The following is a 23000-nucleotide window of genomic DNA, read 5'->3' as shown; positions in this document are numbered from 1 at the left end:
AAATAAGGCCCGCACTCGCTGGTGGTGCGGAGATGGCGGCAACGCCGTACTCAACGTTGATCACGTAGGAACATCATGAGCGAAAGCTTTGCTGAACTGTTTGAACAGTCTCTCCAGGACATCAACATGGAGCCGGGCGCCATCGTCGCGGCTACCATCGTCGACATCGACGGCGACTGGGTCACCGTTAATGCCGGCCTGAAATCTGAAGGCCAGATCCCCGCGGCGCAGTTCCGCGACGAGAACGGCGAGCTCTCTATCGCCGTCGGTGACGAGGTGCACGTCGCTCTGGAAGCCGTCGAAGACGGTTTCGGCGAGACCCGCCTGTCCCGCGAGAAGGCCAAGCGCGCCGAAGCGTGGAAGGTGCTGGAAGCCGCCTTCGAGAAGGAAGAGATCGTCAAGGGCGTGATCAACGGCAAGGTCAAGGGTGGCTTCACCGTCGACGTCGACTCCATCCGCGCCTTCCTGCCGGGTTCCTTGGTGGATGTCCGCCCCGTGCGCGACACCACTCACCTGGAGAACAAGGAACTCGACTTCAAGGTCATTAAGCTCGATCCGAAGCGCAACAACGTTGTCGTTTCCCGTCGTGCCGTGCTCGAGGCCGAGAACAGCGCCGAGCGTGAGGCCCTCCTGGCCACCCTGCAGGAAGGTCAGCAGATCGTCGGTATCGTCAAGAACCTGACCGACTACGGCGCCTTCGTCGACCTCGGCGGCGTCGACGGCCTGCTGCACATCACCGACATGGCCTGGAAGCGCATCAAGCATCCGAGCGAGATCGTGGCCGTGGGCGACGAGATCACCGTCAAGGTGCTCAAGTTCGACCGCGAGCGCAACCGCGTCTCCCTGGGCCTGAAGCAACTGGGCGAAGATCCGTGGGTCAACATCAAGGATCGTTACCCGGAAGGCACCAAGGTGCACGCCACCGTCACCAACCTCACCGACTACGGCTGCTTCGCCGAGCTGGAAGAGGGTGTCGAGGGCCTGGTCCACGTCTCCGAGATGGACTGGACCAACAAGAACATCCACCCGTCCAAGGTCGTGCAGGTCGGCGACGACGTGGACGTCATGGTGCTGGACATCGACGAGGAGCGTCGTCGTATCTCCCTGGGTATCAAGCAGTGCACCACCAACCCGTGGGAAGACTTCAACGCGCGCTACAACAAGGGCGACCGCGTCACCGGCACCATCAAGTCGATCACCGACTTCGGCATCTTCATCGGCCTGGAAGGCGGTATCGACGGCCTGGTGCACCTGTCCGACATCTCCTGGACCGATACCGGTGAGGAAGCCGTGCGCTCCTTCAAGAAGGGCGACGAGGCGGAAGCCGTCATCCTCTCCATCGATCCGGAGCGTGAGCGCATCTCCCTGGGCATCAAGCAGCTCGATACCGATCCGGTCTCCGAGTTCCTGGCCGTCAACGACAAGGGCTCCATCGTCACCGGCCGCGTGGTCGAGGTCGATGCCAAGGAAGCCCAGGTCGAGCTGGCCACCGATGTCGTCGCCGTGCTGAAGGCGTCCGAGATCAGCGCCGACCGCGTCGAGGATGCCCGCAACGCGCTGAACGAAGGCGACAGCGTCGAGGCCCGCATCATCGGTGTCGATCGCAAGAACCGCCAGATCGCCCTGTCCATCAAGGCCAAGGATCAGGACGACACCCGTCAGAACCTCAAGAAGCTGCGCGAAGAGAGCCCCGAGGTGGGTGGTCCGACCACCATCGGCGACCTCATCAAGCAGCAGATGGGTCAGGACTGATACCCGCGGGACGCGTCCCGCTTATCGGTCGACAAGGCGCCGCCCCTCGGGGCGGCGCCTTTTATTTGTGGTGGCCTCGGTATTGGTGTCTGCCTCGACGGCGTTTGGCATTCCAGCCAATAAACTCCATAAAGTATGCAATATTTCTTATAAAATAAGGCGCTCTTCAAGTTTGCGGATTATTGAGAGGCGGATTGCCTGGCAATGTTGGAGACTATTATTTGCCGAACTGGGAAAGAGTGTTCATACTCTTGCCATGCAAGTTTAAACAGGCAATAATGCCTTGCATCCCCTAATGCCCAATAAGGAACTCTTAGATGTCATCGCTGCTCAGCAACTACATGCAGATGGAACAGCAACTGAAGCAACTCCAGTCGGAACTGGACAAGCTCCAGAATGATGATCGCCTCAAGGCCGAGCTCGAGTTCAAGGAAAAGCTCGAGGCGCTGATGCGTGAGTTCGACAAGAGCGCCGCCGACGTCATCGCGCTGCTCAACCCCAAGCCGGCCGCAGCCGCCAGCGCCGCGGCCCCGGCGAGCGGCGGCACCCGTCGCAAGCGCAAGCTGAAGATCTACAAGAATCCCCACACCGGTGAAGTCGTGGAAACTCGCGGCGGTAATCAGAAGACGCTGAAGGCGTGGAAGGACGAGCACGGTTCCGACACCGTCGAGTCCTGGCTGGTGCGCGTCGAGGAGTGATCTCCCGCGCTATCGCCTGAGCGACGCCGCCCTTCGGGGCGGCGTCGTCGTTTCACGCCCTGTGTCGCCAGTACCACCTTGAACCGGCGAGGTCGGGTGATCCCGGGAAGGTGCTTCAACCGCGGCTAGGCGGTATAATTGTGGTCTCCCCGATTAACGGCGATGGCCTCTTTTCCCACCTGGCCTTCGCCTCGACGCTATTGGAAACTCATGAAACAGCAGAACTCCCGACAGCCCGTGGACGAGCGTGAGAAGTTGCGCAAGTTTCGCGAACTCGACGACGCCTTCGCCGAGGCGCTGCGCAGTCTCGACGCCGCCGACAGCAAGTCGGACAGCCCCGAGGGCGAGTCCCTGGGGACAGAGGCCGGCCGTCAGGACGCGGCCAACGAGCCTCAAGACGAGGCGGCGCGCCAGCGCCTCTTCGAGGAGCGCCTGAAGGCGCTGATGAGCGAATATGCCCAGCCGGCGGACAACGTCAGTCGGCTGCTGGAAACCCTGCAGTCTCTCGGTCGCATCGCCTGAGGCGAGGCGGCCGCCTCACCGGTAGCGGAAGACCCTCAGGCTCGGCAGGAACGCCTCGCTCTCCAGGCGCTCGTCGCGGCGTCGGGCCCGGGTGCGCGTGGTCGGTGGGGTCGCGGGCGGGCAGTTGTGATCGGGCAGGCGTCCGTCGGGGCTCGGCACGAACAGCGGCAGGGCGACGTTCATCGCCCGCCGGCTGCGACCATCCTCGAGCGGTTCCCGGTAGAAGAGGTTGGCCCGCATCAGCGGAGCCTGGGTCTGCACCTGGGCCAGCGGCTCGCCGTCGGGAATGCCGCCGAGCCGGCGCAGCTGGATGCGGATGTGGGGCGCGTCGCTGTCCAGCGCCAGCAGCTTCTGCTCGGCCTCGCGTACCGTGAGCCGCTTGATCGAGCGGCCGCTCGAGTACCAGGCGAGGCGCACGCGGGCTATCGGCGCCTCGGCCAGGGGGATCGTGCGCCAGCACTGCTTGAGGTGCAGCCGTGCCAGGCCCGTGCCGCGCAGGTGGTCGTGCAGGGCAGGGTGGCGAAACGGCAGCACCGCCTTGATCTCCGGAATCAGCGACGGCACCTCGCGGCGGATCTCGGCGAGCAGCGCGCCGAAGGCCTGCTTGGTGGCATTGACCTCGCAGGCCGCGTCCATCACCCGCTCATCGGCGGCCACCAGGCCGACATGGCTGCGGGTCGCCCGGCCGTCCTGGCCGTCCTGGTACCAGACATCCAGCAGGCTCCGGCGCAGCCAGGCGGCGTCGGCCGTCGCGTGCTCGAAGGACCAGGCCGCCCCGCGGGAGGTCTCCCAGGTCGCCACCAGGGTTTCGGTCTGCTCCAGCAGGCGGTCGAAGTTCGCCTCCAGCTCGGCAAGCAGCCGGTATTCGGGGCGTTGGCCGCTCCGGGTCACGAGGGCTCGCCGTCCCGGTCGGCACGCGCCAGCAGGGCGTCGAGGTCGGTCTCGTCCATGGCGGGTTCGCCGGCGATGCGGTGGGATTCGTCGGCCCAGGCGCCCAGGTCGAGCAGTCGGCAGCGCTTGCTGCAGAAGGGGCGGTAGGCGTTCTCCTCGCTCCACAGCACCTTCTTGCGGCACTGCGGGCAGGCGACTTCCAGGGGGCGTGGGGTGTCGTTCGGGCTCATGCAATATCGTCCTGGAGGAAGTGTCGGGAAAGGATGGGGATTCAGGGCCCGGGAGGCAAGTCGGCCAGGGCCCGGTAGCGGCGGTCGAGCTCGGCCACCTGGCGCGCCAGGGCGTCTTCGCCTGCGGCGTTGTCGATCACGTCGTCGGCCCGTGCCAGGCGTTCCCGGCGGGGCATCTGGGCGGCGACGATGGCGCGCGCCTGGGCCTCGTCGACGTCGTCGCGCGCCGCGGTGCGGGCGATCTGCACCGCCTCGGGCACGTCGATGACCAGGCAGCGGTCGACCAGCGCCGCCTGACCCGACTCGAAGAGCAGCGGCGAGACCAGCAGCACGTAGGGCGCCGATCGGGCCTCGAGCCGGGCCAGGTGGGCGGTGAGTCGCTCGCGGATGCGCGGGTGGGTGATCGCCTCCAGGCGGTGACGCTGGGCCTCGTCGGCGAACACGACCTCGCGCAGGGCGCGGCGATCGAGGCGGCCGTCCGCGGTGATCACCGCGGCGCCGAAATGCGCGGCGATCTCGTCGAGGGCCGGCTCGCCGGGCTCGACGATCTCGCGGGCCACGTCGTCGGCGTCGACCCAGGGGATGCCCAGCGCCGCGAAGGCGCGGGCCACCGTGGACTTGCCGGAGGCGATGCCGCCCGTCACGCCTATGATCATCGTCGTCTCCCGTGCGGTGTCATGGATCTCGAGGGGTCAGTAGAGCAGCCCGGTATAGATCGCCATCAGCGGCTCGCCCGCCAGCAGGGCGAGCCAGCCGGCCATCACCAGCCAGGGGCCGAAGGGCAGGGGGGCGCCCCGCAGGCGCGGCACCGCCAGCTGGATGAGGATGCCCACCAGCGCGCCGGCCCCGGCGGAGAGGATCAGCACCAGGGGCAGGGTCTGCCAGCCCAGCCAGGCGCCGAGGGCCGCCAGCAGCTTGAAGTCGCCGTAGCCCATGCCCTCCTTGCCGGTGACCAGCTTGAACAGCCAGTAGAAGCTCCACAGCACCAGGTAGCCGGCCATGGCACCGATCACCGCCGAGGGCAGCAGCAGCGGCTGGAAGAGCAGCTGATAGAGCAGGCCTGCCCACAGCAGCGGCAGGGTGAGCAGGTCCGGCAGCAGCTGGGTGCGCAGGTCGATGACCGCCATGGCCAGCAGCGTCAGGCAGGCGCCGAGGATGAACAGGGCCTCGAGCGTGGGGCCGAAGAGGGCCAGCACCGTCAGCGACAGCACGCCGCCGGCCAGCTCGACCAGCGGGTACTGGGGGCTGATCGGCGCCGCGCAGCTGGCACAGCGCCCGCGACGCTTGAACCAGCCGAGCAGCGGGATGTTGTCGTGCCAGGCGATGGGCGCCTCGCAGCGCGGGCAGAGCGAGCGGGGCGTCAGCAGGTTGAAGCGCGGCGTCGCTTCCGGTTCGAGCTCCAGGGCGTCCCGGGCCTCGGCGCGCCAGCCCTGCATCAGCATCACCGGCAGTCGCGTGATCACCACGTTGAGGAAACTGCCCAGGCACAGGCCGAGGACGGCCGCGAGCGGCCAGAGCAGCGAAGGGGGAAGGTCGGCGAGCAAGGGTGACTCCTGTCCGGTCGGTTCCAAAGCGCCATTGTATCGGGGGACGCTCGCGATTGCCCGGCCTCTGCACGTCCTGCCCGGGCTGTCCTGGCGTCCGGCTTTGGTCTAGAATCTGCTCCCTTTCTACTTCCAGGGGCACGATCATGACCCAGATGCTCGGACCGGTGATGCTGGATCTGGAGGGGCAGCGCCTGACCGCCGAGGAGGGCGAGCTCTTGGCGCGTCCCGAGGTCGGCGGGGTGATCCTGTTCGCCCGCAACATCGCCTGTGCGGCCCAGGTCCGCGCCCTGAGCGACGAGATCCGCCGCATCCGCCCCGACCTGCTGCTGGCGGTCGACCAGGAGGGCGGGCGCGTCCAGCGCCTGCGCGAGGGGGTCACCCGCCTGCCGGCCATGGGGCGTCTGGGGCGCGACTTCGCCGCCCAGCCCGAGGTCACCCTGCGCCTCTGCCAGGATGCCGGCTGGATGCTGGGCATGGAGATGGCGGCCTGCGGCCTCGACCTCTCCTTCGCGCCGGTGCTCGACGTCGATGGCGGCACCTCCAGCGTGATCGGGGATCGCAGCTTCTCCGCCGACCCCGAGGCCGTGGCCCGCATGGGGCGCGCCTTCCTCGACGGCCTGCACGAGGCGGGCATGGTCGGCGTCGGCAAGCACTTCCCCGGCCACGGCGGCGTCGCGGCCGACTCCCACCACGAGCTGCCGGTGGATGAGCGGCCGCTGGAGGCGCTGCACGCCCACGACCTGGTGCCCTTCGCCCGGCTGGCGCCGCGTCTCGACGCCGTGATGCCGGCCCATGTCGTCTACTCCGCCTTCGATCACCGCCCGGCCGGCTTCTCGCCGGCCTGGCTCGGGATGCTGCGCGAGAGCCTGGGGTTCAAGGGCGCGATCTTCTCCGACGACCTGAGCATGGCCGGCGCCGCCTTCGCCGGCTCGCCGGGCGAGCGGGCGAAGGCCGCGCTCGCCGCGGGCTGCGACATGCTGCTGGTCTGCAACGACCGCGCCGCGGCCCTCGAGGTCCTCGAGGCCTGCCGGGGCCACCAGGCCAGGCGCCTCTCCCGGCTGCGCTATGCCCGCGCCCGTCCGGAGCTGCAGGCGCTGGGCGCGCTGTCGCGCTGGCGACGCGTCCACGCCCACCTGGAAGCCCTGGCGGCCAGCTGACGCTGGCGCGCCGCCACACCGATTCCACTTGCCGATGATGAGTCGCTAACCGATGCCCACACTCGATACTTCTGCCCAGCCGTCGCTGGACGACATGCGCGAGCTCATGGACAACGCCGACTGCCTGATCTCGCAGTCCGAGGTCGAGCTCGCCCTGGACCGCATGGCCGACGAGATCACCCGCGACTTGGGCGACAAGCTGCCGGTCTTCTACTGCGTGATGAACGGCGGGCTGATCACCACCGGCCACCTGCTCACCCGCCTGGGCTTTCCGGTCGAGGTCGACTACCTCCACGCCACCCGCTATCGCGGCGGCATCCGCGGCGGCGAGCTGTTCTGGCGCGTCTCCCCGGAGGTGCCCATGGCCGGGCGCCACGTGGTGATCGTCGACGACATCCTCGACGAGGGGGCGACCCTCGCCGCCATCCTCGACTACTGCCGCGAGGCCGGGGCGGCGAGCATCTCCACCGCCGTGCTGGTCGACAAGCAGCACGAGCGCAAGGCGGTGCCGGGGCTCAAGGCGGATTACTGCAGCCTGGAGGTCGCCGACCGCTACGTCTTCGGCTTCGGCATGGACTACAAGGGCTACTGGCGCAACGCCCCGGGCATCTACGCGCCCAAGGGGCTCTGATCCGGCCGCGTCAGCCGCGCTAGTCGCGCATCGCGCACCACAAAAAAAACCCCGCGGACCTGGCCCGCGGGGTTTTTTCGTGCCGCTCGGCGGTTGAAGCGCCGCCGGCTCAGGCCAGTCCCAGCTCGTGGGTGGCCTCCTCGCGCATCTTGAACTTCTGGATCTTGCCGGTGACGGTCATCGGGAAGGCGTCGACGAACTTCACGTAGCGCGGCACCTTGTAGTGGGCGATCTGGCCCTTGCAGAAGGCCTTGAGGCCCTCCTCGTCGAGGCTCTCGCCCTCGCTCAGCTTGACCCAGGCCATCACCTCCTCGCCGTACTTCTCGTCGGGCACGCCGATCACCTGGACGTCGGAGATGGCCGGGTGGGTGTAGAGGAAGTCCTCGATCTCGCGCGGGTAGATGTTCTCGCCGCCGCGGATGATCATGTCCTTGATGCGCCCGACGATCGCCACGTAGCCCTCGTCATCCATGGTGGCGAGGTCGCCGGTGTGCATCCAGCCGGCCGTGTCGATGGCCTTGGCGGTGGCCTCCTCGTTCTCCCAGTAGCCGAGCATCACGCTGTAGCCGCGGGTGCAGAGCTCGCCGGTCTCGCCGCGGGCCACCACGGACCCGGTGTCGGGGCTGACCAGCTTGACCTCCAGATGCGGATGGATGGTGCCCACCGTGGTGACGCGCTTCTCCAGCGGGGCATCGGTCTGGGTCTGGAAGCTCACCGGGCTGGTCTCGGTCATGCCGTAGCAGATGGTGACGTCCTGCATGTGCATCTTGTCGATGACCTTGCGCATCACCTCGATGGGGCAGATCGAGCCGGCCATGATGCCGGTGCGCAGCGAGGAGAGGTCGAAGTCCTCGAACTCCGGGTGCTCCAGCTCGGCGATGAACATCGTCGGCACCCCATAGAGAGTGGTGGCACGCTCCTCGGCCACCGCGCGCAGGGTCTCGCCCGCGTCGAAGCCGTCGCCGGGGTAGATCATGGCGGCGCCGTGGGTCACGCAGCCGAGGTTGCCCATCACCATGCCGAAGCAGTGATAGAGCGGCACCGGGATCACCATGCGGTCGGTCTCGTCGAGGGCCATGGTGCGGGCCACGAAGAAGCCGTTGTTGAGGATGTTGTGGTGGGAGAGGGTGGCGCCCTTGGGCGCGCCGGTGGTGCCCGAGGTGTACTGGATGTTGATCGGGTCGTCGAACTGCAGGCCGGCCTGGACCTCGGCCAGCCGCTCGGCGGAGACCGCCTCGGCCTGCTCGAGCATCCGGGGCCAGGTCAGCATGCCGGGCAGGGCGCGTTGCTCGTCGAGGCAGATCACCCGCTTTAGGTCGGGCAGCCGCTGGCAGGCGAGGGGGCCGGCCGCCGACTCGTGGAGCTCCGGCACCAGCTCCGCCAGCGTCGCCACGTAATCGGAGCTCTTGAAGGCGCCCTGCAGGATCAGCGTCGCGGCGCCGGACTGCTTGAGCGCGTACTCGAGCTCGTGGGTGCGATAGCTGGGATTGATGTTGACCAGGATGGCGCCGATCTTCGCCGTGGCGAACTGGGTGATGGTCCATTCGGCACAGTTGGGCGACCAGATGCCGACGCGCTCGCCCTTCTTCACCCCCAGGGCGAGCAGGGCGCGCGCCGCCCGGTCGACCGCCTGCTGCAGCTCCCGCCAGCTGTAGCGCAGCCCCTGGTGACGGCTGATCAGGGCGTCGCGCTCGGCGAAGCGCGCCACGGTATCGTCGAAGCAGTCACCGATGGTCTGGCCCTTGAGGGGCGTGTCGCTGATGCCGCTGACGTAGCTGATCGAGGGATGTTGGCGTGTCATGGAGTCTCTCGTCTCTTGTTGTTGGCCTTTGGCGGTGTACGTGAAACGCAGGATGACGTCGTGGTGAGCGTGCGATCGAGGCGGCGACGGTCGGGGCGGCGTGGTCGGGGCTCAGGCCTCGTGGCCGAGGCCGCGCAGCACCTCCCGGGCGCGGTGATCCACGTCGTCGAGCTCCATGCGCATCAGGCGGATGTCCTCCAGCTGGCGCTCGAGGTTGGCGCGCTTCTCGGCCAGGATCTCCAGCAGGCGCCTGAGCTGGCGCGCATTCCCGTCGGGCATGGCGTCGTACATCATCACCACCTCGCGGATCTCGCCCAGCGAGAAGCCCAGGCGCTTGCCGCGCAGGGTGAGCTTCAGGCGTACCCGGTCCTTCTCGTGATAGATGCGTTTCTGCCCCTCGCGACGCGGGGCCAGCAGGCCCTCCTGCTCGTAGAAGCGGATGGTGCGGGGCGTGACCTCGAACATCTTCGCCAGCTCACCGATGGTGTACTGGCGATGCTGGCGGGGCAGGGCCTCCTGGCCGCTCGCGGTCTCCGGGGAGGTTGACTGTGTCATGACGTTGATCCTGTGACCGGGTGGTGAACCGGCGGTTTCCCACCTCGTCTGGCAACACTAGACGAGGTTGACGTTAACGTAAAGTGCTTGTTCGACCATGGGGTGATATGGGATAAACCTAGCAAGTGCTAGGTTGGGGTTCCGGCGATCGGCCCTCGGGCAGTGCGGCGCGGCCCCCACCTCGAATCGTCACTCATCCAAAGCCGAACAAGAGGGATTCCCCCATGGACTTCTCCCTGACCGATGATCAGAAGGCGCTGGCCGCGGCCGCCGCCGACTTCGCCCGCGCTGAGCTGGCCGACCATGCGGCCGACTGGGACGCGAGCTCCCACTTCCCGGTGGACGTCATCCGCCGGGCGGGCGAGGCGGGCTTTCTCGGCATCTATACCCCCGAGGAGCACGGCGGCCTGGGGCTCTCGCGGCTCGAGGCCTCGCTGATCTTCGAACAGCTCTCCCAGGGCTGCATCGCCACCACCGCCTACCTGACCATTCACAACATGGTCACCTGGATGATCGCCAGCTGGGGCGACGACGCCCTGCGCGAAGTCTGGGTGCCCGCCATGGTAGCCGGTGAGGCGCTGGGCTCCTACTGCCTGACCGAGCCCGGGGCCGGCTCCGACGCGGCGAGCCTGCGCACCAAGGCGGTGCGCGACGGCGACGACTACGTCATCTCCGGCAGCAAGATGTTCATCTCCGGGGCGGGAGCCACCGAGGTGCTGGTGGTGATGGCGCGCACCGGCGCCTCCGACAGCGGCGCCGGCGGCGTCTCGGCGTTCGTGGTGCCGGCGGATGCCGCAGGCATCGAGTACGGCAAGAACGAGGAGAAGATGGGCTGGAAGAGCCAGCCAACCCGCCTGGTCAGCTTCGACGGCGTGCGGGTGCCGGTCACCAATCGCCTCGGCGCGGAGGGCGAGGGCTTCAAGTTCGCCATGAAGGGCCTCGACGGCGGACGGCTGAACATCGCCAGCTGCTCCCTGGGCGCCGCCCAGCAGGCGCTGACCCTCTCCCGGGACTACCTGGCCGAGCGCAAGCAGTTCGGTCGCGAGCTCTCGAGCTTCCAGGCCCTGCAGTTCAAGCTCGCCGACATGGCCAGCGAGCTCACCGCGGCACGGCTGATGGTGCGCCATGCCGCCTGGCGCCTCGACCAGGGCAATCCCGAGGCGACCGCCCACTGCGCCATGGCCAAGCGCTTCGCCACCGACATGGGCTTCAACGTCTGCAACGAGGCCCTGCAACTGCACGGCGGCTATGGTTACATTCGGGAATACCCCCTGGAGCGGCTGGTGCGCGATACCCGGGTGCACCAGATCCTCGAGGGGACCAACGAGATCATGCGCCTGATCGTCGCCCGCCGCCTGCTGGCCGACGGCGTCATCGAGTCGCTCCAGTAACCGCCTCACTCCCTTACCTGAGCCAGGAGATTCCCGGATGTCGGACCTTGCAGTGCTCTTCGACGAGCTGCCTACCCGCGACGGCGGCCGTATCGGCGTGGCCACCCTCAATGCCCCGAAGTCGCTCAACGCCCTGTCGCTGGAGATGATCCACCAGCTCGAGGCCAAGCTCGACGCCTGGGCGGTCGACCGCAGCGTGGTGGCGGTGTGGCTCGAGGGCAGCGGCGACAAGGCCTTCTGTGCCGGCGGCGACGTGGTGGCCCTCTACCGCTCGCTGACCGAGGACGGCGAGAACCGTGGCGCCGGGCGCGACGGCCTGTTCGCCGAGACCTACTTCAGCGCGGAGTACCGCCTCGACTACCGCATTCACACCTACCCCAAGCCGCTGATGGTGTGGGGCGACGGCATCGTCATGGGCGGCGGGCTCGGCCTGATGGCCGGCGGCTTCCAGCGCCTGGCCACCGAGACCACCCGCATCGCCATGCCGGAGATCACCATCGGGCTCTATCCCGACATCGGCGCGAGCTGGTTCCTGGGGCGCATGCCGGCGGGCGTGGGCGCCTACCTGGGCCTCACCGGCGCCCAGCTCAATGCCCGGGATGCCCTCGACCTGGGCCTGGCCGATCGCGTCATCCCGCGCGAGCGTCGCGAGGCGCTGCTCGGCGCGCTGCAGGAGGCCGACTACGGGGATCGCGCCCCGCGGGCCCTGCGCGCCGGCGTGCAGTCGGTGCTCGACGACCACGAGGATCGCGGCGTGGCACCGCCGGCCCAGGTGTGGCCGCACCTCGATCACCTCCAGTCGCTGGTGGGGCGCGTCGACGCCGCCAGCGCCGTCAAGCGCATCCTGCGTGACGCCAGCGAGGATTCCTGGCTCGCCGCCAACCGGGCGCGGCTCGAGGCCGGCTGCCCGGTGAGTGCCCAGCTGGTGTGGCGCATGCTCGAGCGTCACGCCCACACGAGCCTCGCCGATGCCTTCCGCGAGGAGCTCAGCCTCTCGGTGCAGTGCTGCCGGCAGGGGGACTTCGTCGAGGGGGTGCGCGCCCTGCTGATCGACAAGGACAAGGCGCCGCGCTGGTCCCACGCCGCGGTGGCCGAGGTGCCCGAGGCCGATATCCAGGCGCTGATGCGCGCGCGCTGGTCCGCCGAGGAGCACCCGCTTCGCGACCTGGGCGTCGGCCAGCGCGTGGGCTGAGTCCCTCGCGCCTGCGCTCCGCCGCTCCTGAACAACTCACAACGACACAGGAACCACGCCAATGAACATCGCCTTTATCGGCCTCGGCAACATGGGCGCCCCCATGGCCATCAACCTGCTCAAGGCCGGGCACGACGTGACCGTCTTCGACCTGGTGGAAGAGGCCATCCAGGCCCTGGAAGCCGAGGGTGCGAGTCGCGCCGCCAGTGCCGAGGCCGCGGCCTCGGAGGCCGAGGTGGTCGTCTCCATGCTGCCGGCCGGGGCCCACGTGCAGAGCCTTTATCTCGGACGCGACGGTGCGCCGGGCCTGCTCGACGCCCTGGAGCACCGGCCGCTTTTGATCGACTCCTCGACCATCGCGCCGGACGATGCGCGCCTGGTGGGCACCGCCGCCGCCGAGCGCGGCTTCACCTACCTGGATGCCCCGGTCTCCGGCGGGGTGGGGGGCGCCAAGGCCGGCACCCTGACCTTCATCGTCGGCGGGGAGGCGGCCGGCTTCGAGCAGGCCAGGCCGCTGCTCGAGGCGATGGGCAAGAACATCTTCCATGCCGGCGAGAGCGGCGCCGGCCAGGTGGCCAAGATCTGCAACAACATGCTGCTCGGCATCCTGATGTCGGGCACTGCCGAGGCGCTGGCCCTGGGCGTGAAGAACGGCATGGATCCGGCGGTACTCTCCGAGATCATGAAGCAGAGCAGTGGCGGCAACTGGGCGCTCAACGTCTACAACCCCTGGCCCGGGGTGATGGAGGGCTCGGCGGCCTCCCGGGACTACCAGGGCGGCTTTTTGACCGACCTGATGGCCAAGGACCTGGGGCTCGCCTGGGAGCTGGCGCTGGGCTCGAAGTCCAGCGTGCCGATGGGCTCCCAGGCGCGCAACCTCTTCGCCCTGCACAGCGCCCAGGGCAGCGGCCGGCTCGACTTCTCCAGCATCCAGACCCTCTATCGCCAGGGGGAGGATCAGGGCAAGTCGTAGCGCGGGCCCCGGCCGCCGCCAGGATGCGGCGCGACCCGCGCCTACACGGCCGTGGCGAAAACGGGCACACTCTCGTGCCCGTTTCCCGTCGAGAGCCTGCATGAGCGTACCCCCTTCCTCTCCCTCTTCGCCCTCCGCCTCCCGGGCGTCGCGTCCCGCGCGCCGCGAGCTGCTCGAGGGGCCCATCGCGGCGACCCTGCTGCGCAAGAGCCTGCCGGTGGTGGTCGGCATGCTCGCCATGCTGAGCTTCAACCTGGTGGATGCCTGGTTCATCTCCCGGCTCGGCACCGAGGAGCTGGCGGCGGTCTCCTTCACCTTCCCGGTGGTGTTCACGGTGATCAGCCTGGCCATTGGCCTGGGCATCGGCACTTCTGCGGTGGTGGCGCGTCGGCTGGGGCAGGGCGAGCTTGCGACGGTGCGCCGCCGCGCCACCGATGCGGCCCTGCTGGCGGCGGTGGTCGGCGTCGCCATGACCGTGCTGGGGCTCGCGACCCTGGAGCCGCTGTTTCGCCTGATGGGCGCCGATGACGTGCTGATGCCCCATATCCGCGACTACATGGGCCTCTGGTACCTGGGTGCGGCCGCGATGATCGTCCCCAGGGTGCTGAACAGCATCCTGCGCGCCCACGGCAACACCGCCACCCAGGGGCTGATGATGGCGCTGGCCGCCGGCATCAACGTGCTGCTCGACTGGTGGCTGATCTTCGGCGCCGGGCCCTTCCCGGCGCTCGGCGTCAGCGGGGCGGCGCTCGCCACCGTGCTCAGCTGGGGGCTGATGACGGCGGTCCTGCTCTGCCATCGCGAGCTGCGCGCGCTCTTCGACCTGGCCGACCTCGACCTCAAGGGACTGGCCGCCTCCTGGCGGGAGCTCGGTCGCATCGCCGGGCCGGCGGCGCTCACCAGCGTCTTCACGCCCATCGCCCTGGGGCTTTTGACCCGTATCATCGCCGACCACGGCCACGCCGCCGTGGCGGGCTACGGTGTCGGCAGCCGCATCGAGGCGATCTCCCAGATCGTGGTGCTGGCGCTCTCCATGACCCTCTCGCCGCTGGTCAGCCAGAACGCCGGCGCCGGCCAGCATGATCGGGTGCGCCGGGCGATCTTCGGCTGCTTCGGCTTCGTGCTGGCATGGCAGCTGCTGGTGTGGGGCGCGCTGCAGGGGCTGGCGCCCTGGCTGGTGGAGGGCTATGCCGAGAGCGACGCGGTGGCCGGGGTGCTGCGCAGTTTCCTGTGGTGGGTCCCCCTGGGGCTCGGCGCCCAGGGCGTGGTGATCCTCGCGGTCTCGTCGCTCAATGCCCTGCACCGGCCGGCGCTGGCCATGCGCCTGTCGGTGGTGCGGCTGTTCGTGCTCACCGTGCCGCTGGCCTGGCTGGGCGGTCGCCTGGCCGGCAGCAGCGGGGTCTTCGTTGGCGTGCTCGCCGCCAACTTGCTGGTCGGGGGGATCGCCTGGTGGCAGATCCGTCGCCAGCTCTCGCCCCGGGCGCCCTGACGCGGACGCCGGCCGGCGTCGAGCCGGCGCATCGGGCTTGGCAGCGGGGTGTTATTGGTCTACATTTGTTAAAAATGTAGAAATTAATGCCACGCCACTCGAGGAAGCCCCATGAGCCAGATCACCCCCGTCACCTGGGACGACCCCCTCCGCCTGATCGACCAGCTCAGCGAAGAGGAGCGCATGGTCCGTCAGACGGCCCATGACTACTGCCAGGAGAAGCTCCTGCCGCGGGTGCTGGAAGCCAACCGTCACGAGCGCTTCGATCGCGAGATCATGAACGAGATGGGCGAGCTGGGCCTGCTCGGCGCGACCATCGACGGCTACGGAGGCGCCGGGCTCAACTACGTGAGCTACGGCCTGATCGCCCGCGAGGTGGAGCGGGTCGACTCCGGCTACCGCAGCGCGATGAGCGTGCAATCGAGCCTGGTGATGTACCCGATCCACGCCTTCGGCAGCGAGGCCCAGCGCGAGAAGTACCTGCCCAAGCTGGCCAGCGGCGAATGGGTGGGGGCGTTCGGCCTCACCGAGCCCGACCACGGTTCCGACCCGGGCGGCATGAGCACCCGCGCCACCCGCATCGACGGCGGCTGGCGGCTCAACGGCACCAAGACCTGGATCACCAACTCGCCGATCGCCGACGTCTTCGTGGTCTGGGCCCGGGACGAGGAGGGCGTGGTCAACGGCTTCATCCTCGAGAAGGGGATGAAGGGGCTCTCCGCGCCCAAGATCGAGGGCAAGTTCAGCCTGCGCGCCTCCGTCACCGGCCAGATCGCCATGCAGGACGTGGAGGTCGGCGACGACGCCCGCCTGCCCGGCGTCAAGGGGCTCAAGGGCCCGTTCTCCTGCCTCAACCGTGCCCGCTACGGCATCGCCTGGGGCACCATGGGCGCCGCCGAGGCCTGCTGGCACGCCGCCCGCGACTACACCCTGGAGCGCAAGCAGTTCGGCCGCCCCCTGGCCGCCAACCAGCTGATCCAGAAGAAGCTCGCCGATATGCAGACCGAGATCGCCCTGGGCCTGCAGGCGGCGCTGCGGGTGGGACGGATGATCGACGAGGACCAGCTGGTGCCCGAGGCAATCTCGCTGATCAAGCGCAACAACTGCGGCAAGGCGCTGGACATCGCCCGGGTGGCCCGCGACATGCACGGGGGCAACGGCATCAGCGACGAGTACCACGTCATCCGCCACGTCATGAACCTCGAGGCGGTGAACACCTACGAGGGCACCCATGACGTCCACGCCCTGATCCTCGGGCGTGCCCAGACCGGCATCCAGGCCTTCACCGGCTGAGCGTGACGGCTCGCCCTCTCTTGCTAAGGAGTCCGTGATGAGTCGACCCCTCGACGGTGTCGTGGTGCTGGATCTGTCGCGGGTGCTGGCCGGGCCCTGGGCCGGCCAGCTGCTGGCCGACCTGGGCGCCCGGGTGATCAAGGTCGAGCACCCCACGCGCGGCGACGATACCCGCGGCTGGGGCCCGCCCTGGCTCGACGGCGACCAGGGCGCCGAGCGCCAGGCGGCCTACTACCTCTGCGCCAATCGCGGCAAGCAGTCGCTGGCGGTCGACATCGCCAGCGAAGGCGGCCAGGCCCTGGTCAGGGAGCTCGCCAAGGGCGCCGACATCCTGCTCGAGAATTTCAAGGTCGGGGGGCTTAAGAAGTACGGCCTCGACTACCCGAGCCTCAAGGCCCTCAACCCGCGCCTGATCGGCTGCTCGATCACCGGCTTCGGCCAGGACGGCCCCTACGCCCATCGCGCCGGCTACGACTTCATGATCCAGGCCATGGGCGGGCTGATGAGCCTCACCGGCGAGCCCGACGGCATGCCGATGAAGACCGGTGTGGCGATCACCGACGTGATGACCGGTCTCTACGCTGCGGTCGGGGTGCTGGCGGCCCTTCACGAGCGCGGGCGAACGGGGAGGGGGCGCCACATCGACGTGGCGCTGCTCGACGTTCAGGTCGCCACGCTCGCCAACCAGGCGCTCAATGCCCTGACCAGCGGCGCATCGCCAGCGCGGCACGGCAATGCCCATCCCAATATCGTGCCCTACCAGGCCTTCGCCTGCGCCGACGGCCATCTGGTGCTCACCGTGGGCAACGACAGCCAGTTCGCGCGCCTGGCCAAGCTGCTGGGGCATCCCGAGTGGGCGGAGGATCCCGCCTATGCCACCAACGCCGCGCGCGTCGACAACCGCGAGGTGCTGGTGGCGATGATCCAGTCGCGGCTGCTGGATGGCGAGCGCGACGCCTGGCTCGCCGAACTGGAGGTGCGCGGCATCCCGGCAGGCCCCATCAATTCCCTGACCGAAGTGTTCGACGACCCCCAGGTGCGCCATCGCGGCCTGCGGCGGACGATCGATCAGGACGGCCGGCGAGTGCCCCAGGTGGCGAACCCGCTGCGCTTCGATGGCGAGGCGCTCACCAGCGAGGTCGCGCCGCCCCGGCTCGGCCAGGACAGCGACGCCATCCTCGCCGAGATGGGACTGACGGCGGAGGACATCGCCCGGCTCCGGCGAGAGGGCATCGTGCGCTGACGGCCACCGCGCCACCCCCGTTCAACGACGCCACCGCAGACGCCTGCGGTGGCGTTTTCGTTTCCTCCAGGGTGCTGGGAGCGTCGGTGTCGACGCCCGAGGCCCCGATGGGCACGACCAGGGTCGAATTCGTCATGCAATGCATGCAGAAAGATGCACATGGAGCATAAAAAAGCGTCAGGTGTGAAGGGGTAGCGAAATTGAAGCGTGCGCACCCGCAAGACTACTGTGTTTCGGGAATCGGGGGAGGCCGCATTCAACGGGCTTTATGCAAACCGTCGGGCGCCGCTGCTGCTGCCCATCGTGCAGGGCGTGGGCATGGACCCGATCCACTTCGCGGCCGTACTGGGTGTGAACCTGGGAATGGCCAACATCACCCCGCCGACCACGCCCCTGCTCTATCTGGGGTCGCAGGTGACCGCCACGCCCGTCAACGAGATGCTCAAGCCGACGCTGATCCTGATCGTGTTCGCCTGGCTGCCGACGCTGATGCTGACCACCTTCATTCCCGAACTGGCGCTGTTCCTGCCTGAGCTGCTGCTGGGGTGATGACTGCGGGCATGGGAACTCCCATGCCTGGCCTCGACACCCGCGAGGCGTGAAAGATCAAGACGTGAAAAGCCCCCTTCCAGGCGCCTGGGAGGGGGCTTTTTTCGGCGTCGAGGGGGTCAGGCGCCGCGCACGGCGAGGCTGTCGTAGTCGGCCAGCACGTCCTTGCGGAAGGGCAGTCGCGCGCGCACGTCGGCGATGACCTCGCGGTCGATGGTGACGACCTGGAAGGCCTCCTCGTCTCCCAGCACCGTGGGAGGCACCGTGTCATCGATCCAGGGAGGGCAGAGCATCGACTGGCCGAAACTCGGGCCGCTGCGGTTGACGCTCAGGAAGTAGACCTGGTTCTCCAGGGCTCGCGTGGTGACGAACTGCCGCCAGGAGTGGAAGGAGAGGTCCTTCGAGAAGGCCACGGGGTGCAGGATGACGTCGACGTTCAGCTCCCGGCAGAGGCGGCGGGAGAGCTCGGGGAAGCGCATGTCGTAGCAGATGATGATGCCCGCCCTGACGCCGTCGATCTCGAAGACGGAGAGCTGGTCGCCACGGGTGAAGTATTTGAACTCGTGGGAGTCGCCGTACTCGGCCGTGTGCATCTTGTCGTAGTGGGTCAGGTAGTCGCCATGGCGGTCGATCACGACCTGGCTGATGTAGGTCCGGTCGCCTTCGCGGCGGGGCGTGCCATAGCAGACCGCCACCCGGTGCTCGCGGCAGAAGGCGGCAAAGCGCGCGTAGAACTCGCCCTCGAGGGGCTCGGCGAACTCGTCGATCCGCTGGAAGTTCTCCTTCGAGTACTCCATCGTCGCCAGTTCCGGCAGGACGATCAGGTCGACCGGCTGCGCTCGTATCTGTTCGCCGAGCCGGTCGATCACCGAGTCGACGTGGGCGCGCTGCTTCTCTCGGGTGTCGATGGCAGGGATGTGAATCTGTGCGGCGAGTATGCGCATACCGATGCGGCTCCGTTACGGTCGATGTCGGGTAAAATCCCCTGTTTAAGGAGCGATGGCTTCATCCACACGCTCAAGGGCATGGTGCTCGGCCTGAGCCATCGGATCTCTGTCTCCGGTGACGAGCCGTTCATGAAGAACGAGCTGCTCCACCTGATCCTCTCTCCCATCTGCAAGAACAAGGTGTGGCGCCTCTCCGGGCTGCTGCCGGGCGTCTCGGGCACGGACTCGCGTGAGCCGGTCAGCCAGCGCGTGGTGTTCTCCTACCTCGGCAAGCACGTCAGCCATCGCGCCGCCCTCAAGCGCTGCGGCATCCATGAAGCGGACGCCGACGAGAAGGACCCGGAGATCGAGGCGCGCATCGCAATCACATCGACCCGGAGAACGGCGTCTTTCGCGCCCTGCCGCGCTAGGGCCGTTCGCGACCTGGGGTGGAGGCGCCGGCCGCCATCGCGATGATGCCGTGCCCTCGTGGCTGCCCGTTCTCCTCACGATGCCCCGTCGTGCCCGCCGCAGCTCAGCGCGGAGAGAAGCGCCGGGTGAGGCCGGTCTCGGCGATCATCCGCGTGGAGATCTCCTCCACCGAGAAGCGCGTGGTGTCGATGTAGGGCACGTGCAGCTGGCGATAGAGCCCCTCGGCCTGCTCGACCTCCTGAACGCACTGGTCCATGGAGCTGTAGCGGCTGTTGGGGCGCCGCTCGTGGCGGATCGCCGCCAGCCGCCGCGGGTCGATGGTCAGGCCGAACAGCTTGTGGCGATGCTGGGCCAGCACCTTGGGTAGCTTGAGGGTGCCGTTCTCGTCCAGGTCGTCCTCGGTGAGCGGGTAGTTGGCGGCGCGGATGCCGAACTGCAGCGCCAGGTAGAGCGAGGTCGGCGTCTTGCCGCAGCGCGAGACCCCCACCAGGATGATGTCGGCCTGGTCGTACTGGTGCGTGCGCGCCCCGTCGTCGTTGTCCAGCGCGAAGTGCACCGAGTGGATGCGGTCCATGTAGACGTCGTCGCGACCGATGGCGTGGGTACGCCCGACGCTGTAGGAGGAGTGGGCCTCCAGCTCCTCCTCGAGGGGCTTCAGGAAGGTCGAGAAGATATCCACCTTGAAGCCCGGCGCCTCGCGAATCACCGCGCGGATCTGCTCGTCGACGACGGTGTCGATGATGATCGGCTGCTCGCCGTCGCGGGCCGCCGTGGCCTCGATGATCGCCACCAGGGTGCGGGCCTTGTCGAGGGAGTCGATGTAGGGCTTTGTGAGCATGCGGATCTCGACGCTCTCGAACTGGGCCAGCAGGCTGCGGCCGAGACTCTCGGCGGTGATGCCGGTCCCGTCGGAGATGAAGAAGGCAGTGCGCGTCATGGCGGGTCGCTGTCGTCCGGTCGGGTGGGGCGTCCATTGTCGGCGCTGGTCGGCCCCTCGGCAAGGGCCTGGCGGCGGCCTTCCGCGGCCCGCCACTACAGGAAACCGGCCTCAGGCCCCGCTGTTGTAAAAAACCTCCAGTGACTTCGATGTTAGACCAATGGCGAATATGGCGGGCCGCTGGTAGAGTCGCCAACATTCCCATCATGCCCCTGACCCGCGAGTGAGTATCGCGAGCGAGGCTCACCGGCGTGATGCACTCGTCGACGATTTTTCTGGGAGGTCTCATGGACGATTACATTCAGTGGTTCGATCAGCTGGGCATGGCGGACGTCGAGCGGGTCGGCGGCAAGAACGCCTCCCTCGGCGAGATGATCTCCAACCTGGCCGATGCCGGCGTCACGGTGCCCGGCGGCTTCGCCACCACGGCGCATGCCTATCGGGAGTTCCTCTCCCACGAGGGGCTCAACGATCGCATCAACCAGGCGCTGGCGACCCTGGACGTCGACGACGTCAACGAGCTCGCCCGGGTCGGCGCCCAGATCCGCCAGTGGGTGATCGATACGCCGCTGCCGCCGACCTTCGAGCAGTACCTGCGCGAGAGCTACGACAAGCTCCTGGCCATGCACCCCAACCTCAAGGTGGCGGTGCGCAGCTCGGCGACCGCCGAGGACCTGCCGGACGCCTCCTTCGCCGGCCAGCAGGAGACCTTCCTCAACATCGAGGGCTTCGACAACATCAAGCGCGCCGTGCACGAGGTGTTCGCTTCGCTCTTCAACGACCGGGCCATCTCCTACCGCGTGCACCGCGGCTACGCCCACGAGAACGTGGCGCTGTCGGCGGGCATCCAGAAGATGGTGCGCTCCGAGACCGGCGCCTCGGGCGTGATGTTCACCCTCGACACCGAGTCCGGCTACCGCGACGCGGTCTTCGTCACCGCCTCCTGGGGCCTGGGCGAGACCGTGGTGCAGGGCGCCGTGAACCCCGACGAGTTCTACGTCCACAAGCCGACCCTCGAGGCCGGGCGTCCGGCGGTACTGCGTCGCAACCTCGGCTCCAAGCTGATCAAGATGATCTACACCGACGACACCAGCGCCGGCAAGTCGGTCGAGACCGTCGACGTGCCGCTGGCCGATCGCGGACGCTTCTGCATCAATGACGAGCAGATCATGGACCTCGCCCGCCAGGCGGTGACCATCGAGCAGCACTACCAGCGGCCCATGGACATCGAGTGGGCGCTGGACGGCGACGACGGCAAGCTCTACGTCGTCCAGGCGCGTCCCGAGACCGTGGTCTCCCAGCAGGAGGGCGGCAAGCTCGAGCGCTTCCAGCTCAAGGAGAAGGGCCGCACCCTGGTCTCCGGCCGGGCTATCGGCCAGCGCATCGGCAGCGGCGCGGTGAAGGTGGTCTTCTCCCCGGACGACATGGAGAAGGTGCATCCCGGCGACGTGCTGGTCACCGACATGACCGACCCGGACTGGGAGCCGATCATGAAGCGGGCCTCGGCCATCGTCACCAACCGCGGCGGGCGCACCTGCCACGCGGCGATCATCGCCCGCGAGCTGGGCATCCCGGCGGTGGTCGGCTGCGGCGACGCCACCGACGCGCTGGCCGATGGCCGCGACGTCACCGTCTCCTGCGCCGAGGGCGATACCGGCCACGTCTACGAGGGGCTGCTGGACTTCGATCGCCGCGTGACCAGCGTCGATGCGATGCCCGAGATCCCCTTCAAGATCATGATGAACGTCGGCAACCCGGACCGCGCCTTCAGCTTCGCCAGCCTGCCCAGCGCCGGCGTCGGCCTGGCGCGCCTCGAGTTCATCATCAACCGCATGATCGGCGTGCACCCCAAGGCGCTGCTCGAGTACGACACCCTGCCCGCCGACCTGCAGCAGACCATCGACCTGCGCACCGCCGGCTACCCCGATCCGGTCGAGTTCTACGTCGAAAAGCTGGTCGAGGGGATCTCCACTCTGGCCGCCGCCTTCTACCCGCAGCGGGTCATCGTGCGCCTCTCGGACTTCAAGTCCAACGAGTACGAGAACCTGATCGGCGGCAAGCTCTACGAGCCCGGCGAGGAGAACCCGATGCTCGGGTTCCGCGGCGCGGCGCGCTACATCTCCGAGTCCTTCCGCCCCTGCTTCGAGCTGGAGTGCCGGGCGCTGAAGCGGGTGCGCGAGGTGATGGGCCTGGACAACGTCGAGATCATGGTGCCCTTCGTGCGCACCCCCGACGAGGGCCGCCAGGTGGTGGAGCTGCTGGCCGCCAACGGCCTCGTCCGGGGCGAGAACGGCCTCAAGGTCATCATGATGTGCGAGCTGCCGGCCAACGCCCTGCTGGCCGACGAGTTCCTCGAGCACTTCGACGGCTTCTCCATCGGCTCCAACGACCTGACCCAGCTGACCCTGGGGCTGGATCGTGACTCGGGCATCGTCGCCCACCTCTTCGACGAGCGGAACCCGGCCGTCAAGAAGCTGCTCTCCATGGCCATCCAGGCCTGCCGCGCCCAGGGCAAGTACATCGGCATCTGCGGCCAGGGCCCCTCGGACCATCCGGACCTCGCCAAGTGGCTGATGGAGCAGGGCATCGACTCGGTCTCCCTGAACCCGGACGCCGTGCTCGAGACCTGGTTCATGCTGGCCGGCGAGACCCTCGGCTAGGCCCGCGTCCGCTTCCCGCGCCCAGCGACCCCGCCTCTCGAGGCGGGGTTTTTCATGGGCGCGTGAGTGAGGCGTTGAGGGGAGGGCTCGGGTGGAGTCGACACGGATCGTCAGCCTGCTAACATTGCGCC

General features: G+C 68.2%; 22 protein-coding genes. 14 read left to right on the top strand and 8 right to left on the bottom strand.

Going from position 1 to position 23000, the window contains the following annotated elements:
* Window positions 1-75: 75 nt before the first annotated feature.
* From rpsA to C9F13_RS12350, 3 genes are all read left to right on the top strand, one after another.
* Window positions 76-1752 carry a 30S ribosomal protein S1 gene (rpsA, locus tag C9F13_RS12360; protein WP_108446575.1) on the top strand — a complete coding sequence of 559 codons (1677 nt, stop codon included), beginning with the start codon at window positions 76-78 and terminating at the stop codon, window positions 1750-1752.
* 317 nt (window positions 1753-2069) lie between these two features.
* Entirely contained in the window at window positions 2070-2450 is a 381-nt protein-coding gene (locus tag C9F13_RS12355) for a histone-like nucleoid-structuring protein, MvaT/MvaU family (RefSeq protein ID WP_108446574.1), read from the top strand.
* Window positions 2451-2660: 210 nt separating this feature from the next.
* Window positions 2661-2972, top strand: a complete 312-nt coding sequence (locus C9F13_RS12350) for a hypothetical protein (RefSeq protein ID WP_170121151.1) — start codon at window positions 2661-2663, stop codon at window positions 2970-2972.
* Between the two features lie 15 nt (window positions 2973-2987).
* Here C9F13_RS12350 and C9F13_RS12345 read toward each other — a convergent pair whose 3' ends face one another.
* Genes C9F13_RS12345 through C9F13_RS12330 form a run of 4 tightly spaced genes read right to left on the bottom strand, consistent with a single transcriptional unit; the run spans window position 2988 to window position 5637 of the window.
* Complete coding sequence (locus C9F13_RS12345) at window positions 2988-3863, bottom strand: DNA replication terminus site-binding protein (protein ID WP_108446573.1); 876 nt, start codon at window positions 3861-3863, stop codon at window positions 2988-2990.
* Entirely contained in the window at window positions 3860-4093 is a 234-nt protein-coding gene (gene yacG / locus C9F13_RS12340; protein ID WP_108446572.1) for a DNA gyrase inhibitor YacG, read from the bottom strand. Before yacG ends, C9F13_RS12345 begins: the two co-directional genes overlap by 4 nt.
* Before the next feature lie 41 nt (window positions 4094-4134).
* Window positions 4135-4749, bottom strand: coding sequence for a dephospho-CoA kinase (coaE, locus tag C9F13_RS12335; protein ID WP_108446571.1), 615 nt, complete (start codon window positions 4747-4749; stop codon window positions 4135-4137).
* A 36-nt stretch (window positions 4750-4785) separates the two neighbouring features.
* Window positions 4786-5637: a prepilin peptidase gene (locus tag C9F13_RS12330; protein ID WP_108446570.1), complete on the bottom strand. Its 852-nt coding sequence runs from the start codon at window positions 5635-5637 to the stop codon at window positions 4786-4788.
* A 146-nt stretch (window positions 5638-5783) separates the two neighbouring features.
* Here C9F13_RS12330 and nagZ point away from each other — a divergent pair, with 146 nt between their 5' ends.
* Together nagZ and C9F13_RS12320 are read left to right on the top strand one after the other, a co-directional pair.
* Window positions 5784-6797, top strand: a complete 1014-nt coding sequence (gene nagZ / locus C9F13_RS12325) for a beta-N-acetylhexosaminidase (protein WP_108446569.1) — start codon at window positions 5784-5786, stop codon at window positions 6795-6797.
* Window positions 6798-6849: 52 nt separating this feature from the next.
* Complete coding sequence (locus tag C9F13_RS12320) at window positions 6850-7428, top strand: hypoxanthine-guanine phosphoribosyltransferase (RefSeq protein WP_108446568.1); 579 nt, start codon at window positions 6850-6852, stop codon at window positions 7426-7428.
* A 109-nt stretch (window positions 7429-7537) separates the two neighbouring features.
* On the opposite strand, the gene C9F13_RS12315 is transcribed toward C9F13_RS12320, so the two are convergent.
* Window positions 7538-9229 carry an AMP-binding protein gene (locus C9F13_RS12315; protein ID WP_108446567.1) on the bottom strand — a complete coding sequence of 564 codons (1692 nt, stop codon included), beginning with the start codon at window positions 9227-9229 and terminating at the stop codon, window positions 7538-7540.
* Between the two features lie 111 nt (window positions 9230-9340).
* Window positions 9341-9784, bottom strand: a complete 444-nt coding sequence (locus C9F13_RS12310) for a MerR family transcriptional regulator (RefSeq protein ID WP_108446566.1) — start codon at window positions 9782-9784, stop codon at window positions 9341-9343.
* 224 nt (window positions 9785-10008) lie between these two features.
* Here C9F13_RS12310 and C9F13_RS12305 point away from each other — a divergent pair, with 224 nt between their 5' ends.
* The 7 genes from C9F13_RS12305 (at window position 10009) to C9F13_RS12275 (ending at window position 17914) form a co-directional block, all read left to right on the top strand.
* Window positions 10009-11175, top strand: a complete 1167-nt coding sequence (locus tag C9F13_RS12305) for an acyl-CoA dehydrogenase family protein (RefSeq protein WP_108446565.1) — start codon at window positions 10009-10011, stop codon at window positions 11173-11175.
* Between the two features lie 37 nt (window positions 11176-11212).
* Window positions 11213-12367 (top strand): enoyl-CoA hydratase/isomerase family protein, encoded by a 1155-nt coding sequence (locus tag C9F13_RS12300; protein WP_108446564.1) that lies wholly within the window; start codon window positions 11213-11215, stop codon window positions 12365-12367.
* A 61-nt stretch (window positions 12368-12428) separates the two neighbouring features.
* Window positions 12429-13340 (top strand): 3-hydroxyisobutyrate dehydrogenase, encoded by a 912-nt coding sequence (mmsB, locus tag C9F13_RS12295; protein ID WP_108446563.1) that lies wholly within the window; start codon window positions 12429-12431, stop codon window positions 13338-13340.
* Between the two features lie 100 nt (window positions 13341-13440).
* Window positions 13441-14829, top strand: a complete 1389-nt coding sequence (locus C9F13_RS12290) for an MATE family efflux transporter (protein ID WP_108446562.1) — start codon at window positions 13441-13443, stop codon at window positions 14827-14829.
* A 111-nt stretch (window positions 14830-14940) separates the two neighbouring features.
* Window positions 14941-16122 (top strand): acyl-CoA dehydrogenase, encoded by a 1182-nt coding sequence (locus C9F13_RS12285; protein WP_108446561.1) that lies wholly within the window; start codon window positions 14941-14943, stop codon window positions 16120-16122.
* Between the two features lie 37 nt (window positions 16123-16159).
* Complete coding sequence (locus C9F13_RS12280; RefSeq protein ID WP_108446560.1) at window positions 16160-17365, top strand: CaiB/BaiF CoA transferase family protein; 1206 nt, start codon at window positions 16160-16162, stop codon at window positions 17363-17365.
* A 207-nt stretch (window positions 17366-17572) separates the two neighbouring features.
* Window positions 17573-17914, top strand: coding sequence for a TRAP transporter large permease subunit (locus tag C9F13_RS12275; RefSeq protein WP_245888776.1), 342 nt, complete (start codon window positions 17573-17575; stop codon window positions 17912-17914).
* Window positions 17915-18033: 119 nt separating this feature from the next.
* On the opposite strand, the gene C9F13_RS12270 is transcribed toward C9F13_RS12275, so the two are convergent.
* Complete coding sequence (locus tag C9F13_RS12270; protein ID WP_108446559.1) at window positions 18034-18858, bottom strand: carbon-nitrogen hydrolase family protein; 825 nt, start codon at window positions 18856-18858, stop codon at window positions 18034-18036.
* 132 nt (window positions 18859-18990) lie between these two features.
* Between C9F13_RS12270 and C9F13_RS12265 the strand changes: the two genes are divergently transcribed.
* The gene (locus tag C9F13_RS12265; protein ID WP_157955197.1) at window positions 18991-19317 is read left to right on the top strand and encodes a hypothetical protein; all 327 of its coding nucleotides are present in this window, start codon (window positions 18991-18993) and stop codon (window positions 19315-19317) included.
* Window positions 19318-19375: 58 nt separating this feature from the next.
* Here the strand turns inward: C9F13_RS12265 and ppsR are convergent, their stop codons facing one another.
* Window positions 19376-20209, bottom strand: a complete 834-nt coding sequence (gene ppsR / locus C9F13_RS12260; RefSeq protein ID WP_108446557.1) for a posphoenolpyruvate synthetase regulatory kinase/phosphorylase PpsR — start codon at window positions 20207-20209, stop codon at window positions 19376-19378.
* A 287-nt stretch (window positions 20210-20496) separates the two neighbouring features.
* Here ppsR and ppsA point away from each other — a divergent pair, with 287 nt between their 5' ends.
* Window positions 20497-22869: a phosphoenolpyruvate synthase gene (ppsA, locus tag C9F13_RS12255; protein ID WP_108446556.1), complete on the top strand. Its 2373-nt coding sequence runs from the start codon at window positions 20497-20499 to the stop codon at window positions 22867-22869.
* Window positions 22870-23000: the final 131 nt, after the last annotated feature.

The sequence above is a fragment of the Halomonas denitrificans genome (assembly GCF_003056305.1).
Classification (GTDB): domain Bacteria; phylum Pseudomonadota; class Gammaproteobacteria; order Pseudomonadales; family Halomonadaceae; genus Halomonas; species Halomonas denitrificans.
This window is presented reverse-complemented; position numbering and strand designations above follow the sequence as displayed.

What these genes read in the sequence shown, in the direction of transcription:
- rpsA (WP_108446575.1), top strand. Translation starts at nt 76, where the DNA reads ATGAGCGAAAGCTTTGCTGAACTGTTTGAACAGTCTCTCCAGGACATC.
- C9F13_RS12355 (WP_108446574.1), top strand. Translation starts at nt 2,070, where the DNA reads ATGTCATCGCTGCTCAGCAACTACATGCAGATGGAACAGCAACTGAAG.
- C9F13_RS12350 (WP_170121151.1), top strand. Translation starts at nt 2,661, where the DNA reads ATGAAACAGCAGAACTCCCGACAGCCCGTGGACGAGCGTGAGAAGTTG.
- yacG (WP_108446572.1), bottom strand. Translation starts at nt 4,093, where the DNA reads ATGAGCCCGAACGACACCCCACGCCCCCTGGAAGTCGCCTGCCCGCAG.
- coaE (WP_108446571.1), bottom strand. Translation starts at nt 4,749, where the DNA reads ATGATCATAGGCGTGACGGGCGGCATCGCCTCCGGCAAGTCCACGGTG.
- nagZ (WP_108446569.1), top strand. Translation starts at nt 5,784, where the DNA reads ATGACCCAGATGCTCGGACCGGTGATGCTGGATCTGGAGGGGCAGCGC.
- C9F13_RS12320 (WP_108446568.1), top strand. Translation starts at nt 6,850, where the DNA reads ATGCCCACACTCGATACTTCTGCCCAGCCGTCGCTGGACGACATGCGC.
- C9F13_RS12315 (WP_108446567.1), bottom strand. Translation starts at nt 9,229, where the DNA reads ATGACACGCCAACATCCCTCGATCAGCTACGTCAGCGGCATCAGCGAC.
- C9F13_RS12310 (WP_108446566.1), bottom strand. Translation starts at nt 9,784, where the DNA reads ATGACACAGTCAACCTCCCCGGAGACCGCGAGCGGCCAGGAGGCCCTG.
- C9F13_RS12305 (WP_108446565.1), top strand. Translation starts at nt 10,009, where the DNA reads ATGGACTTCTCCCTGACCGATGATCAGAAGGCGCTGGCCGCGGCCGCC.
- C9F13_RS12300 (WP_108446564.1), top strand. Translation starts at nt 11,213, where the DNA reads ATGTCGGACCTTGCAGTGCTCTTCGACGAGCTGCCTACCCGCGACGGC.
- mmsB (WP_108446563.1), top strand. Translation starts at nt 12,429, where the DNA reads ATGAACATCGCCTTTATCGGCCTCGGCAACATGGGCGCCCCCATGGCC.
- C9F13_RS12290 (WP_108446562.1), top strand. Translation starts at nt 13,441, where the DNA reads ATGAGCGTACCCCCTTCCTCTCCCTCTTCGCCCTCCGCCTCCCGGGCG.
- C9F13_RS12285 (WP_108446561.1), top strand. Translation starts at nt 14,941, where the DNA reads ATGAGCCAGATCACCCCCGTCACCTGGGACGACCCCCTCCGCCTGATC.
- C9F13_RS12280 (WP_108446560.1), top strand. Translation starts at nt 16,160, where the DNA reads ATGAGTCGACCCCTCGACGGTGTCGTGGTGCTGGATCTGTCGCGGGTG.
- C9F13_RS12270 (WP_108446559.1), bottom strand. Translation starts at nt 18,858, where the DNA reads ATGCGCATACTCGCCGCACAGATTCACATCCCTGCCATCGACACCCGA.
- C9F13_RS12265 (WP_157955197.1), top strand. Translation starts at nt 18,991, where the DNA reads ATGAAGAACGAGCTGCTCCACCTGATCCTCTCTCCCATCTGCAAGAAC.
- ppsR (WP_108446557.1), bottom strand. Translation starts at nt 20,209, where the DNA reads ATGACGCGCACTGCCTTCTTCATCTCCGACGGGACCGGCATCACCGCC.
- ppsA (WP_108446556.1), top strand. Translation starts at nt 20,497, where the DNA reads ATGGACGATTACATTCAGTGGTTCGATCAGCTGGGCATGGCGGACGTC.